General features: G+C 59.6%; 13 protein-coding genes. 3 read left to right on the plus strand and 10 right to left on the minus strand.

Features of this window, described 5'->3' with window-relative positions:
• Positions 1-59 precede the first annotated feature (59 nt).
• Positions 60-866: an AraC family transcriptional regulator gene (locus tag AB4Z23_RS20780; RefSeq protein ID WP_025591566.1), complete on the plus strand. Its 807-nt coding sequence runs from the start codon at positions 60-62 to the stop codon at positions 864-866.
• A gap of 781 nt (positions 867-1,647) precedes the next feature.
• On the opposite strand, the gene AB4Z23_RS20785 is transcribed toward AB4Z23_RS20780, so the two are convergent.
• From AB4Z23_RS20785 to AB4Z23_RS20825, 9 genes are all read right to left on the minus strand, one after another.
• Positions 1,648-2,409, minus strand: coding sequence for an SDR family NAD(P)-dependent oxidoreductase (locus tag AB4Z23_RS20785; protein ID WP_025591565.1), 762 nt, complete (start codon positions 2,407-2,409; stop codon positions 1,648-1,650).
• A 3-nt stretch (positions 2,410-2,412) separates the two neighbouring features.
• A complete protein-coding gene (locus AB4Z23_RS20790; RefSeq protein ID WP_025591564.1) occupies positions 2,413-4,095 on the minus strand; it encodes an SMP-30/gluconolactonase/LRE family protein in 1,683 nt (560 codons plus the stop codon).
• The gene (locus tag AB4Z23_RS20795; RefSeq protein WP_025591563.1) at positions 4,092-5,075 is read right to left on the minus strand and encodes an NAD-dependent epimerase/dehydratase family protein; all 984 of its coding nucleotides are present in this window, start codon (positions 5,073-5,075) and stop codon (positions 4,092-4,094) included. Before AB4Z23_RS20795 ends, AB4Z23_RS20790 begins: the two co-directional genes overlap by 4 nt.
• Complete coding sequence (locus AB4Z23_RS20800) at positions 5,072-6,154, minus strand: ABC transporter ATP-binding protein (RefSeq protein WP_013637454.1); 1,083 nt, start codon at positions 6,152-6,154, stop codon at positions 5,072-5,074. The genes AB4Z23_RS20795 and AB4Z23_RS20800 overlap by 4 nt, the downstream gene beginning before the upstream one ends.
• 2 nt (positions 6,155-6,156) lie before the next feature.
• Positions 6,157-6,987 (minus strand): carbohydrate ABC transporter permease, encoded by an 831-nt coding sequence (locus tag AB4Z23_RS20805; RefSeq protein ID WP_003492168.1) that lies wholly within the window; start codon positions 6,985-6,987, stop codon positions 6,157-6,159.
• A 10-nt stretch (positions 6,988-6,997) separates the two neighbouring features.
• On the minus strand, positions 6,998-7,924 hold the full coding sequence (locus AB4Z23_RS20810; protein ID WP_013637453.1) for a carbohydrate ABC transporter permease: 927 nt from the start codon (positions 7,922-7,924) through the stop codon (positions 6,998-7,000).
• Between the two features lie 67 nt (positions 7,925-7,991).
• On the minus strand, positions 7,992-9,263 hold the full coding sequence (locus AB4Z23_RS20815; protein WP_142851296.1) for an ABC transporter substrate-binding protein: 1,272 nt from the start codon (positions 9,261-9,263) through the stop codon (positions 7,992-7,994).
• 24 nt (positions 9,264-9,287) lie between these two features.
• The gene (locus tag AB4Z23_RS20820) at positions 9,288-10,454 is read right to left on the minus strand and encodes a mandelate racemase/muconate lactonizing enzyme family protein (protein ID WP_142851297.1); all 1,167 of its coding nucleotides are present in this window, start codon (positions 10,452-10,454) and stop codon (positions 9,288-9,290) included.
• Positions 10,451-11,359: a dihydrodipicolinate synthase family protein gene (locus tag AB4Z23_RS20825; RefSeq protein ID WP_441360717.1), complete on the minus strand. Its 909-nt coding sequence runs from the start codon at positions 11,357-11,359 to the stop codon at positions 10,451-10,453. Before AB4Z23_RS20825 ends, AB4Z23_RS20820 begins: the two co-directional genes overlap by 4 nt.
• 115 nt (positions 11,360-11,474) lie before the next feature.
• Here AB4Z23_RS20825 and AB4Z23_RS20830 point away from each other — a divergent pair, with 115 nt between their 5' ends.
• Both AB4Z23_RS20830 and AB4Z23_RS20835 read left to right on the plus strand, forming a co-directional pair.
• A complete protein-coding gene (locus tag AB4Z23_RS20830; RefSeq protein ID WP_142851298.1) occupies positions 11,475-12,386 on the plus strand; it encodes a 2-dehydro-3-deoxygalactonokinase in 912 nt (303 codons plus the stop codon).
• Positions 12,387-12,452: 66 nt separating this feature from the next.
• The gene (locus AB4Z23_RS20835) at positions 12,453-13,079 is read left to right on the plus strand and encodes a GDSL-type esterase/lipase family protein (RefSeq protein ID WP_142851299.1); all 627 of its coding nucleotides are present in this window, start codon (positions 12,453-12,455) and stop codon (positions 13,077-13,079) included.
• Between the two features lie 464 nt (positions 13,080-13,543).
• On the opposite strand, the gene AB4Z23_RS20840 is transcribed toward AB4Z23_RS20835, so the two are convergent.
• Complete coding sequence (locus AB4Z23_RS20840; protein WP_333711597.1) at positions 13,544-13,963, minus strand: DUF4112 domain-containing protein; 420 nt, start codon at positions 13,961-13,963, stop codon at positions 13,544-13,546.
• Between the last annotated feature and the right edge of the window lie 140 nt (positions 13,964-14,103).

The following is a 14,103-nucleotide window of genomic DNA, read 5'->3' on the forward strand; positions in this document are numbered from 1 at the left end:
GCTTCTTGCAGGATGACCCTATCGACAAACCGATCTGACGAATTTAGATATTCTCTCTAATGATCACTAAATACCACCATTCACCACTGTCTCTGTCCGGTGCCCTCGCCGACCATGATGTCGAAAGCTCTTCATCGCGCGTTCGCGCTGTGAGGATCGACGTGTCTCAGAACGAACGCGAGGCTCCCGAACACCACCACCGTAAGGGCCAGCTTGTCATGCCGCTGCTGGGAGGCGTGACTTGTCGCGTCCCAAGAGGCATGTGGATGGTTCCGCCTCATTGTGGCGTCTGGGTTCCAGGGGGCATGCTTCACAGCAATGTGGCCACCGCCAACGCACGTTTGTTCTTCCTGTTCATCGAGCCGGGGGCTGCCGATCTGCCGAACCGGTGCTGCACGCTTTCCCTGTCTCCGCTCGTCAGGGAACTGATCATCGAGATGGCCGACCAATCGGCTGCCGCGACTGCTGACTTAGAGCTCATGGAAACGCTGCTTCTGTCGGCATTGTCGCGGATGCCGGTCGAGCATCTTCACCTCCCGCTAACGGACGAGCCCCGGCTTGCAGGCATTGCATCCGAGCTGGCAGACGATCCATCCAATCGCAGTACGATGGCGCAATGGGCAAAACGAGTGGCGATGAGTGAGAATTCGCTCGCCCGTCTCGTTCAAAGCGAAACGGGCCTTACCTTCGGCCGCTGGCGACAACAATTGCAGGTGATTGTCGCAATCCGAAGCCTTGCAGCGGGGGCAACGGTGCAGCAGGTTTCGGGGGATCTTGGATATCAATCCGTCTCTGCATTCATAACCATGTTCAAGAAAGCGCTTGGCACATCGCCTGCCCGATATCTGGGAAACTTCGACCGCTGAACGTTAGAAGCTACAGCGACACCTGAAAGGAAATCGGCCGGCTGGCGGAGCTTCCTCCCAATGGACACTCTCCTACCGCAATGGTTTTTACGACCCGCCTCCCACGTGCCGCCATGCGCGCATTTCTCGATTACATGAGAAGCTATAACGGTCAAACGAAGGGCGCTAGAACGCCTCGACATTGTCGATCAGCTGATCGACCAGCGACTGGACCGCTGCGCTTCTTGCCCACGCCACGTACGGCGTCAGGATGAAGTTCGGCAAATCAAGCAGACGCATGAGTGGACGATAGTATGCGGCAGCTCGGTGATGACAACGTCGAAGCCAGGCCCGCTGATCTGGCCGGTTTTTAAGGCGAACTCAGCGCGGGCCCGTCAACGAGCCGGTGGGAACAGCGCGGTTGAAATCATGCTGCGGGCCGAGGGCATCTAAGGGAAGTGCAAGGTGATGATGTCGCTAACCCCTGGTATGATGCCGAGGCGCTGGTGATAAAGCTTCGTCAGTTTGGGATAGCTGATGGACTCCGTCATCGCTTTTATCGCCAGACAGACCGACGGCTCATCAGCCAGTTCCGGTTGCCGTCAGACTTCCGTCGGTAGGGATGAAAATCGCTGACGACCCCCCGTGCAACCGCGCGATCCCGCTTTTATGGCTTCAAACACAATCACCGCATTATCGGCGCTGGTTTTTCGAATGACGACCTCTCCAGACGATCACCGCAAAAGTTGCTGGGCCAACACCTGCATTCGGGACGTTTTGCATTTTTTCAATATCCGCCCGCTCAATAACCTCCGGTGAGAAAAATCGTTTCGCCCGTCATGAAACTACATGCCTCCGACGCCAGAAAGACAGCTGCCCCCACCATCTCTTCCGGTCGCCCGGCACGCCCCATCCAGTTCAATGAGCTTACATATTCATTCCAGCCCTCCGGGTCCTCGATGCGGCGATGAGCGTTGCGGTCCGTATCGATGAGGCCGGGAGCGAGAGTATTGAGCAACACGTTGTCGCGGGCATAATCTCTAGCCTGACTTTGAATTAAATTGTGCTGTGCGGCCTTCGTCGCCGCATAGGCGGTAACGATGCTTTTGGGCCTTAGCTGATTGACTGATCCTATGGAGACGATCCTGCCCCATTTCCGAGCCGACATTCGCGGCAGTGCCGTCTGTAGCATGTCGACCGTCGAGCCCAGATTGACCGCCAGTTGAAACGCCAGATCACCTGGCGTCACCGCCGATAGAGGGGCATTGATCTGGGCACTGGCGTTGATAACAAGGATGTCGAGTGGTGCGATCGCCTCTGCTCGCTCGATAAGATCCCGACCAGCCCCGACTTCGGAGAGATCGCCTGCCAGATGATCCGCCGCTCCCCCTTGCGTAACAATCCGCTCATGTACAGCCGCTGTGGCGCCCGGCTTGACGCCATGCAGGATGACATGGGCACCTGCCCCAGCCAGCCCTTCGGCAATCGCCGCTCCTATCCCACGGCTTGAACCGGTAACGAGCGCCACGCGGCCCTTCAGGCCAAAGATGTTTTCAAGGTTCATCCTTTATCCTTCGAACAATGAGACATGCGCACCGGAAACTCCCGGGCGGCAGGAAAACAGTCCACCTGACAGAGGCGCGTCGGCGAGTGTCGAGGCCGGCAGGCGAGTGCGGGCGCTGGTGATGAACAGCGTCGACAGATCCGGGCCACCAAAGGCGATGCTGGTGGGACGGGGCACCGGCATCTCAATTACCTGGTCGAGCTTCCCGTTTGGAAGATAACGGCGCACGGACCAGCCATCCCAGATCGCACACCAGACCCCTCCTTCCGCGTCCACCGCAAGACCGTCCGGCCTGCCGTCAGCGACGGGAATGCGTGCGAATTCGCGGCATCCCGACAGCGTTCCGGTCGCGGGATCGCAATCATAGGCGTGGATGAGGCCAGGTACCGTGTCAACAAAGTAGAAGGTTTTCCCATCCGCGCTCCAGCCGAGGCCGTTGGAGACGATGATGCCGCCTTCCTTGCGTTCGAATGCGCCATCGGTGCTGATACGATAAAGCGCACCCGTGGGCTTGGAGGCGTCAATCCTCATCGATCCCACCCATATCGCACCGTCAGGCCCGCATTTGGCATCATTCAAGCGGTTGTCGACGATGCCTGCCTCCGGGCTGACGAAGGGTGTGAGGCGACCTGATGCAAAATCCAGCCATTCGATCCCATCCTGAGACGCCACCAGCAGACGCTCACCGCGAACCGGAATGACCGCGCTGACCAACTTCCCGGTCTCGCAGGTTTCGTTCCGGCCACTCGCTGGATCAAACCGGTGGACAGCGGGATGAAGAATATCGACCCAGTAGAGCGTATTTTCGCCATCGTGCCACACTGGACTCTCGCCAAGCTGTGCGCCCCATGGCAAGACGCAACTCAGCTCGGCACTCGGACGGCCGGTGACAGACCGGGGTCTGGGCCTGGAACTAATGGCGACAGCCCCAGCCGCACCCGTGATACGGCGGGCGGCAGCAATCAATTCGCGCCCGGCTGGATGGATATTGGAGGAACTGAGTCGCGATGATGGGCCAAGCGCAACAAGCACGCCGATCGGCGTATTGTCGCGACCCATGACAGGGGCGGCTGCCGAATTTACACCTGGCAAGTGCTCCTCGTAAGAAATCGAATAACCACGTGCCCGGGTCAACGTCAGGTCGGCCTGGAGCGCATCGAGCGTGGTGATGGTTTTCGGGGTCTGCACATCCAGCGTCAGACGGTCCAAGAGGGCACGGCCGACGGCGGGGTCCTGAAAGGCGAGCAGTGCCTTCCCGGGTGCCGTGCAATGCAGGGGGACGCGGCGCCCCACCTCGACGCGCACAGAAAGGCCATTCGGCGAACGTTCGGCCAGATATTGCGTCATCGTGCCGTCAAGCCGGCACAGCGCAACCGTTTCCCCCAGTTCGGCCGCCAGCCGCTCGAGTTCCGGGGTCGCCGCCGAGACGAGATCGAAACTCTCCCAGACCCTATGGGACATTTCCAGAAAACGCTGGCCCAGAACATAAGTGCCACGGGCCGCATCCTGACGGACGAGACCATAGGCGATAAGGGTGCGCAGGATGCGTGCAAAGGTCGGCTTCGGCAGGCCGGAGGCGCGCAACAACTCGGCAAAACGTAGCGGTTCCGGCGCGTCGGCAACCATATCGAGCAGGGTCAGCCCTTTGGCCAGCGCCGCCGTGCCGCCCGGGGTATCGGGCTTCATCGCCTCTGCTCCTTCGCGCGTCGCTCCAGCCTTGCGGCCGCCGCTTCGTCCAGCATCCGGTCCATCGTCCATTCTGCTTCAAACCCCAAAGTGTTTCTGATCCGCTCGTTGGACGTATGGTAATAAACGCCGTCGCCGGGAAAATCGACTGTCACGATGGGAAGGCCGGTCAGCGCCGCAATCTTCGGCAGAAGCTCGGCGAAATCGGCCGGTTCGTCGGAACCGAGATTGAAGGTGCAACCCGCCGCCTCGGGGTGATCGAGAGCGAGCAGAATTCCTGCCACCATGTCGCGCGTATCGGTGATGTGCATACGGAATGGACGGCCGTTTTTGTTGCGCGACAGAATGTGCGACGGCTCACCGATATCTCGGGACTGGAGCAATTCGGCGATAGCAACGTTTCCGAAATTCTGCTGCTGGCGAATGCGTGGCCGCAGGAAAAACCGGGGACCGGAAAAGAAACTCCTTTCGTCCAGCAGTTCCGCCGCATCCTGCGTATGCGAAAACCGCAGGATCACCGTTTCCATGGTGCCGCTTCGCTGGTGAAAGCGCACCAGCTCTTCGCCCAAAAGCTTGGTCAGGCCATAGGGCGAATTGGGGCAAAGCGGATGATCCTCGGTGACCGGCAGGAATTCCGGTCGGTTTTCCGGATAGACCTCGCCTGAGGAAGCGAACACGAAACGCCGCACGCCAGCCGCTGAAGCCGCATCCAGAAGCCGGCGCGTACCCTCGACATTGACAGCGAACATACGATCGCGATCCGCCGGAGCCCAGGACATGAAGGCTCCCAGATGCAGGACGGCGCTCACGCCCTTCATAGCTTCGGACAGTGCCTGCGCATCCTCCAGCGACCCGACGACTTCCTCGCCGCCGGTTCCCGATGGCCTGAGATCAAAACCGCGAACGGTGCGGCCCTGTGCGCGCAAGGCGGCGACAGCGGCACGGCCGACACGGCCCGCCGATCCGGTGACGAGGATCATAGCCGTTCTCCGGTCTTTGCATCGAAGAGATAAAGCTTGGCCGGATCGAACCCGAGCCGGAGTGCCTCGTTGCCAGGAAGATTGCCGGTATGCGAGACGCGCGCGATCAGACCCTTGGACTTGCCCTCCTCGCCATCGGCCACCCTTGCGCCTTCCGCGTCGAAATAGACGTATTTTTCCGATCCGAGGCTTTCCACCAGCGTCGGGTGAACATCGAAGGTGACCGGCGCATCGCCGAGAACGAGATGTTCCGGCCGCAGACCGACGATCACGCTGCCTTGGCGATCAGCCGCGCCCGGCACGGAAACATGTTGTCCAAACAGGGTAACAGTGCCGTCACGCAGTTGCGCATTGAGGAAGTTCATGCCCGGCGAGCCGATGAAACCGGCAACGAAAAGATTGGCCGGGTTGTTGAACAGTTCGTCTGGTGCGGCAATCTGCTGGATGATGCCGCCCTGCATGATCACGACCCGGTCCGCCATGGTCATGGCTTCCACCTGGTCATGCGTCACGTAAACGGTAGTGACCCCGATGCGTTTGTGCAAAGCGCCGATTTCGGCACGCATATGGACACGCAGCTTGGCATCGAGGTTGGACAGCGGCTCGTCCATGAGGAAGGCTTGCGGCTGGCGCACGATGGCGCGACCAAGCGCGACGCGCTGCCGCTGACCGCCTGACAGATCCTTGGGCTTACGATCCAGATAGGGCGTCACTTCCAGAATGCGCGCCGCATCGTCGACCCGGCGGTCAATCTCATGCCGGTCCGTGCCGCGCATCTTCAGCCCGAAGCCGATGTTCTGGCGAACCGTCAGATGCGGATAGAGCGCATAATTCTGAAACACCATGGCTATATCGCGGTCCCCGGGCGCCAGATCCGTGACTTCATTGTCGCCGATGAAGATCTGCCCTTCGCTTGCCGGTTCGAGACCAGCAAGGATTTTCAACATCGTCGACTTGCCGCAACCGGAAGGTCCGACCAGCACCACGAACTCGCCGTTCTCGATCTCAAGCGAAAAGGGCCTGAGCACGTTGAGCGCGCCATAGGACTTGCTGACGTTGCGAATGGAAATATTGGCCATGCTTATTTCTCCGCGCCAGCGGTCAAACCGCCGACCAAATAACGTTCAAGGAACAGATAGATTGCGATGATCGGCAGCGCGATGAACACCGATGCGGCGGAGATGTCGTTCCAATAGGTGACATATTCGCCCTGCATCGTGGTGATGCCGAGATTGGCGGTCCAGTTGTCCGGCGAGTTGACCAGAAAGGTACGCGCATAGGCGTAATCGGCCCAGCTGAGCACAAAGGCGTAAAGCGCGGTGGCGGCAAGCCCCGGTGTTGCGATGGGAAGCACGACACGCACCATGGCGCCGATCGGCGAGCAGCCGTCGACCATGGCAGCCTGTTCCAGTTCCTTCGGGATCGTGTCGAAATAACCCTTCAGCATCCAGGTTGCGAAGGGAATGATCATGGTCGAATGTGCAAGCACAAGCGTCCATAGGCTGCCGATCAGACCGAAGCTCGAAAAGATCGAAAACAGCGGGATAACGAGTAGCGTGGCGGGCAACATCTTGGCTGTGAGAACGAACATTCCCATGGTAGCGCCGCCCCGCATCGAATAGCGGGACAGGGCATAACCGGCGCTGACCGAAACCAGCATCGACAGCGCAACCGAGCCGACAGCGGCAAGCATCGAATTCCACAGCCACAGAAGGATCGGCTTTGCCGCCCAGACACGGGCAAAAATGTCCCATTGCGGATCGTCCGGCCAGAAAGTCGGTGGCAGGCGGTAGAGTTCGTCGGTGGTGGAAAGGGCGGTAACCAGCAGCCAGTAGACCGGGAACAGGATCATCACCAGCGTAAAGATCACCGTCGCGTAGAGGGCAAGGCTCTGTGCAAAGCTACGTTTCATCAAAGCCTCCTCAGTAGATTGATTTCGAGCGCCGGCCGAGCATCAGCAGGCTGGCAATGATGCAGATCACCAGCGTCAGCACGCCGACGGCGGCGGCGCGACCGAAGTTGTGATACTGGAAGGCCTGGTCGTAGGTCATGATCGACAGCGTCTGGGTTGAACGCAGCGGGCCGCCGCCGGTCAGAACCTTGATGATGGAAAAGTCGCGGAACACCCAAAGCAGGGTCAGCACCAGCGTGACCCCGAGAACCGGCATCAGCAACGGCATGGTGATCCAGCGGAAACGCTGCCAGACACTGGCGCCATCCACCTTGGCAGCGGCGTAATAATCGGTGGGAATGGACTGCAGACCCGCCAGACACATGATCGACACGAAAGGAAAGCCCTTCCACACCATGGTGATGGCAACGGCCCAGAAGGCGGCCGTGGAACTGCTGACCCAGGGGATCATCTGGTCGGTGAAACCAAGCTTTATCGCCAGCCAACCGAACAGGCCGAAGGACGTGTCGAACATCCATGCAAAGATGACGACCGCGATGATTTCTGGCACCGCCCAGGGCAGCGCCATTCCCAGCCGCGCGACGGTGCGGCCCTTGAAGCGATTATTGGCGAGAAGCGCCGTGCTGAGGCCGACTGCGACGCTGCCGGCGGTTACGACGATGACCAGCTTTAGCGTCACCCAGCAGGCCAGCCAGAATTCCGGCGAGGAGAACAACCATGTGTAATTGCTCAGCGAAAACGGCCGGCTGGCACCGCCAAGCCGTGGTATCTTGACCTGCTGGAACGACAGGTCGATGGCCAAAACGAGCGGCCAGACGATGATGGCGGCAACCATCAGGACTGCGGGCGCAATCAGAATATAGCCGAGGAGATGTTGCCGGCTGGGGCGCGCAAGATCGAAGAACTTGCGACGCCCAGCCCGAACGGGTTCGGTCATGGATGGTCCTCCTGCCGGATGCGGATGATGGCCATGGCCCTTTCCGGGCCATGGCAAGACAACGGGATCAACCCTTGATGGCTTCGGCCTTTGCCTGCATGGTTTTCGCCACCGCCGCCGGATCGAGATCCTGAATGATCATCCGCTGGCTTTCTTCCATCACCATCTTGCTGAACTCGTTGTAGAAGAGCTCAAGTCCGGTCGGAATGCGGTCGATCCCCGCCTCGGACGCGGCCTTCATCGTCTCGATCAGCACCGGAAAATGCGGGATGGTCTTTTCGACACCCGAGACGTCGGCGGTCGGGCTTGGCGGGGTGTTGCCGCCAAGGGTGGCATAGCTGCGCTGGAATTCCGGTGACATCGTCAGCTTGATGAAATCCCAGACCAATGCCTTCTGGTCGTCGGGAATATCGGCTGGCATGGCGAGTACATTGGACGAGCCGCCAAGCGGCGGATGAAGCGGCGGGGCGGCGTAAACGATATCAGCCTTGGCCGAACCCTTTTCGGTCGTACCGTAAAGCCAGGGCCCATCAAGCCGCATCGCCATCTTGCCATCGGCAAACAGCTTGCGCACGTCGCTGGCGCTCATGTCGACCGGGCTGATCCCGCTTTTCATCACGGTTTTCCAGCGTGAAAGACCCTCCACCATCTGCGGCGTATCGATGGTGATATTGCCGTCCTTGTCGGTCCAGTAGGCGCCAGCGTCGAGGATGTAGTTCAGCATCTCCGTCAGATATTGACCTGGACCGCCTTTCGTTTCATGGCCTGTGCCGAACTGGTCGATGATGCCGTCGCCGTTCAGATCCTTGGTCGTCGCCTTCGCAGCGGCCAGAAACTCGTCATAGGTCTTCGGAACCGCGACGCCCGCTTCTTCGAGAAGCTTCTTGTTGTAGGCCATGACGAAACCGAAATAGTTGGTCATAATGCAGACGGTTTCGCCATTCCATTCGCATTTCTGCTGGCCGGCCCAGCCCGTCATGTCGATGTCGTCCTTCTTCAGCCACGGGTCGAGCGGCTCCAACCATCCACTATCGGCGAACATTTGAAACTCGAAGGACGCCAGATGCACGATCTGCGGCGGCTGGTTGGCCGCAAAAAGCGTCGTCATCGTGTCGGCATACGAGCTGCGCTCGGCCTTGGTGAATTCGATTTTCACGCCCGGATGCTGTTTTTCGAAGGCGGCAATGGCCGAATGCCACCATTCGCCAGTGCCGGCATCGTCCGTCTGCCAGGAAATGAATTTCAGAACGGTATCGGCCCTGGCCGGGGCAAGGCTGCCCATTGTCATCAAAACGGCGGTCGCGGTGCCGAGCGCCAATCGGCTTATTGTTTTGTTCATGGCTTCCTCCTCCAAAAAACCAGTTCAGATACGTTCAATCAGACCGAGTGCCGCCTCCGACGGCCTTACCCCAAGTCCGGGTCCGGACGGCAGGTGATACCTGCCCTCCCGGCAATCCATGTCGCCTTCCAGCAGGTGACGGTTCGGCTCGAAGATCGAATGCTGGAATTCGTGACCTTTGAGCGTTGGCAATGTCGACGACGCCTGCAGGCTGGCGGCAAGAAATATGCCGGCGCCAACGGTGGCGTGCGGGATGACATCGATGCCGTGCTCGGAAGCAAGAGCACCGATACGGATGAAATTGGTGATACCCTTATGGCCCATTTCCGGCTGCACGATCGCAATGCGGCAGCGCTCGACGCGGGCGCGCATATCCCAATGGGTGCGCCATTCCTCACCAACTGCAATCGGCACTTCGGTGTTCTTCGAAACCTTCTCCAGACCCGCAATGTCCTCCGTCCAGACCGGAGCCTCTGCGAACCACGGGTCGAAGGGCTGCATTTCGGCAATCAGTTCCAGCGCCCGTTCCGGCGTCTGGTTCCAGTGCATGTCGGCGGCGATCTTCGCATCGGGTCCAAGCACCTTCCGGAGATTCGCCATTTCGGCCGCCGGGCCATCGTCTGCCACCGGCGTTGCGAACTTGAAGGCGTTGAAACCGCGGTCCTGCCAGTATTTCGCCAATTCCCCGCGGGCCTTGAGCGTCTTTTCAGGCAGGCCTGAAACATAGGCCGGAAACGTATCCACGCCGCCGCCGAGCAGGTCGCGAACGGACTTGCCGGCTTCCTGTCCGGCAATATCCCATAGCGCAATATCGAGCGCGGCGAGCGCATCCACGTAGAAGCCACCGGTATAACCGCGCACCCGCATCATGTCGTAAAGGTCGTCATAGATCGCCGAAGGGTCCGAAGCATCGCGGCCGATCACGAAACCGGCGAGAAGATCGTTGATGAGAGCGGCGACCGCACCGGGGGCGACGATACCGTAGGTCTCACCCCAGCCCACGACGCCGGCCTCGGTCCTCATGCGCACCAGCACGCTGCGGTCGAAGGTCGGGTAAACCGTGCGATTTCCCTTGCGTACGATATAGCCGTTGGGATTGACCACCTCACCTTCACGCAAGGCGCCGAGATAAGGCACTTTGCGCGGCTGGGTCAGGGTGAAGACTTCGACGCTTGCGATGGGGCTGTTCATGCGGCCTCCACGGCAACGAGGCCAAGTTCGACCAGATTGGTGTCGATATCGGCAATGGCCGCCGCATCAAGCTCGGGTGTCGGCGCACGCACACCGACGCCTTCGATCACGCCGCGACGGGCCAGCACATATTTGGTCAGCCGCATACGATAGACCGCCTGCAGCACCAGAAGAGGCAGGGTGCGGACATAAATCCGACGAGCCTCCTCCTGCCGCCCGGCAACAAGCGCCCGATCGATGGCAACATGTTCCTCGGCGATCTCCAGCGCCGGCATTGCGGCCGTAGCACCTCGGGCATATTCGTCGAGAATGTAACGCGCGCCGCCCCCGCCGATGACGCCCTTCAGTGTCGAAGGCGCATGGGCGACGATGTGGCTGATGGCTGGGCCGGCAGGAAGCGTCTCTTCCTTGACATAGGTCACCTGCGGCAACGCCCGCACGATCTCCACGATCGCCTGCGGCGAAAGGTCGGAGCCGCGCGGCGCGGGCGCGTTCTGCAGGATGATTTCAACTTCGGGCAGCGCCTCGACGATCCTGCCGAGGAATTCGATCAGCGCCGGCGCATCCGTGCCGACCGACTTGGGCACCTGCACCATCAGGTGGCGGATGCCAAGCGCCGATGCCGCCCGCCCGTGCTCAACCACATCACGCCAGTCGGCCGCACTTGCCCCGGCCACGACCGGCACCCGCCCGGCTACCACATCGACGACAATTTTCAGCAACGCCGCACGCTCGGCGGCATTCAAAGTCTCCACCTCGCTGGCGAAACCGGGAAACACGACACCATCGACGCCCTTGTCGAGCGCAAAGACCACCAGTCGCTTCATACCCGCTTCGTCAATGCCGCCATCAGCCAGAAACGGCGTAGGCAGAACAGGCAAAATCCCCTTAAGGCCAGCCACCATCTTTCTCCTCCCGATTAAGTATCATATTTTGATACCTTGAATTCACTAATTGACACTATATAGACTTGCGACCTATGACAAGCCCCAAGATGAAATGAACGAGGAGGTTCAAGACATGGCAGCACCGGCGACATCGATCATCGTCGATTGGGGAACGACATCATTGAGGGCGGCGCTCGTTGATGAAGGCGGCGAAGAACTCGATCATCTTGAAACCGCCGACGGTATTTCGAGCCTTGGCAAGGGTGAGCACGAGGCGGCGCTGATGGATGCACTCGCACCCTGGTTCTCAAGCCATGGGGCCTTGCCCGTCGCCGCACTCGGAATGATCACCAGCCGCAACGGCTGGGTCGAGGTCGCTTATGTGCCGTGCCCGGCCGGCCCAGCGGAACTTGCCGCCGGCACGGTGCGCAGTTCGTTGCCGAACGGGTCCGATCTCGTCTTCCTGCCCGGTCTGACCGACCCCGCGCGCCAGCCCTTCCCGGACGTGATGCGCGGCGAAGAAACCCAGATCGTCGGCCACGGCCTAGGCGAAGACGCCACCTTGATCATCCCTGGAACACACAGCAAATGGGCGCGGGTGAAGGCGGGAAGGATCGATGGCTTCCAGACATTCGTCACTGGTGAAATCTTCAACCTGCTTATCAATCACTCCTTCATCGCGCGCGGTTCCACGCAGCCGCCGGTCGATGATCAGGAGGCCTATCGCTGGGGTCTGACAGAGGCAAAACGATCCGCCGCCATGCTGTCGCTGCTGTTTTCGGCGCGAACCGGCGGGCTTGCGGGCCGGCTTTCGCCGGATCAGTTGCGATCCTATGTGCGGGGACTGGTCATCGGGCAGGAGTTTCGGCAAGCCCGCGAGGCCGGATGGTATGCGGAAGGAGACGAGGCAGCTATCGTCGGCAATGACGGGCTGAACGATCTCTATCTGGTTGCCGCCGATGTGTTCGGGCTCAAGACATCCATGGGTGCGGATGACGCCCTCACAAAAGGCGCTCTGACTGTCCTGCAGCAAGCGCTTTTATAACCCTTGCCGATCGCCGGTTGCCGAAATGGCGGCATCCGGCTTTCAAGACAATCTTTAGGGCCAATCATGTACGACTTCCCAGCCAATATCGGCACCAGCCGCCACGAAAATGATATCATTGCCGTTCTGGCCCGCATTCAGCGCATCGGCCTTCCAGACAATCCGATCGCCTTTTATGGCTCATCCTCGTTTCGAATCTGGAGCTCCATCACCGAGGATCTCGGCTCGCTGGAGATCGTCAATCTGGGATTTGGCGGTGGCACTTACCTCTCTGCCAGCCACTACCTCGACCGGCTCCTGGTTCCCTTGAAGCCAGGTAGAGTGGCGCTTTATTTCGGCGAAAACGATATTGCCAGCGACGGCCTCAAAGCGCAGACGACGCTTGCGCACCTGCAGGATTTGCGCGATCGCATCTCTCGAGCGCTACCGCAGGCGCACGTCTTTGTTCTGGCGATCAAGCCCAGTCCGGCGCGCTGGATATACCGCCACGAATTCGATCTTTTCAACCAGACGGCGCACGAATGGTGCAACGGCCGCGAACACACGACATGGCTTGATCCGAACGCCGGCCTCATTGGTGAAAATGGCCTGCCGATGTTCCGTTATTATTTATCCGATCTGGTTCACCTGAATGCGGCAGGCTACGCGGTCTGGTCGGAAGCGCTTAGAAAAAAGTTGGGTCTGCTGAACTGAGACAAGGGGTATCTTTATCTTTAGCTCTTGAAAGGAGCCGAACTGTCCCCAGCATTGTTCACAGGCTGATTTCCATTGGATTTATAGAGCACGTCCGTTGAACGCGGAATCGCGTTTAGGCCCCCCCTTACTGGCGGAATTCTGATTCTAGCGCTCCGACTGGCGATTTGGTCGCAGGTAACATGACCTCAGCTTTCAGTGACGATCTGGTGTTTTGACAGCCATCGCGTGGATTGCGAGCGCGCAGGAAAGCCGGCTGACCCCGGCGAAACAGGGACGTCTCCGTCCGCCAGGGCGGCCTCTATCCGGCACTGAAGGATCTTAGTTGAGCCTACCCGCCCTAAGGCGACAGCCAACAATGTGCACAGGCTGAAAGACGTGGTCTCGACCACCGACGACGAAACGGTACACCTCGACTCCGACTCCAGAACCGCCGCCAGGATTTTTCGGGCCATCGTCGAGGCTTATTTCCGCTTCCGCCGTAACTCGTCGCCATGAATGCCAAAGTGCTGGATGATCATATCGACGTTACGGCGGTGCGATTTGAAATAAATATCAAACAGATCACCGAAGACAGGAACACTGCCCACAAGAGCATCCATGGCGATGTTGCCAACCATTCGCGCAAGCTTTTGCTGCGGCACACCAAGGCGGCGCGCTTCATTGACGATATACAGGCCGACAATCGCGCCCGCACCATCACCAATCAGTGGCAGCAAACCCATGATGGAATCTGCACCAAAACGGATTCCCGTGCCAGGAATGCGGATCGCTGTGTCCATCATACGAGCGATGCCCGACAGCCGCCGCAGACGGCGGAGCCGCTCAGCACTATCCACGAAGTCGTCCGATGTGCCGTGGGCGTTCCACGTTCTCGCTGTCATACAATCGTGCTCCATAAAAGAGATATGCCTCAGCCTAATATGAATGGGGATGTGGAGAGTTGCGTTCAAGAGCGTTGCGCAAGCTATCTCCATCCATTGAAACCGAACCAGTTACGCTCAATCGCCTCGATCCTGCCTAT

This window comes from Agrobacterium sp. MCAB5, from assembly GCF_052114365.1.
Taxonomy (GTDB): Bacteria; Pseudomonadota; Alphaproteobacteria; order Rhizobiales; family Rhizobiaceae; genus Agrobacterium; species Agrobacterium tumefaciens.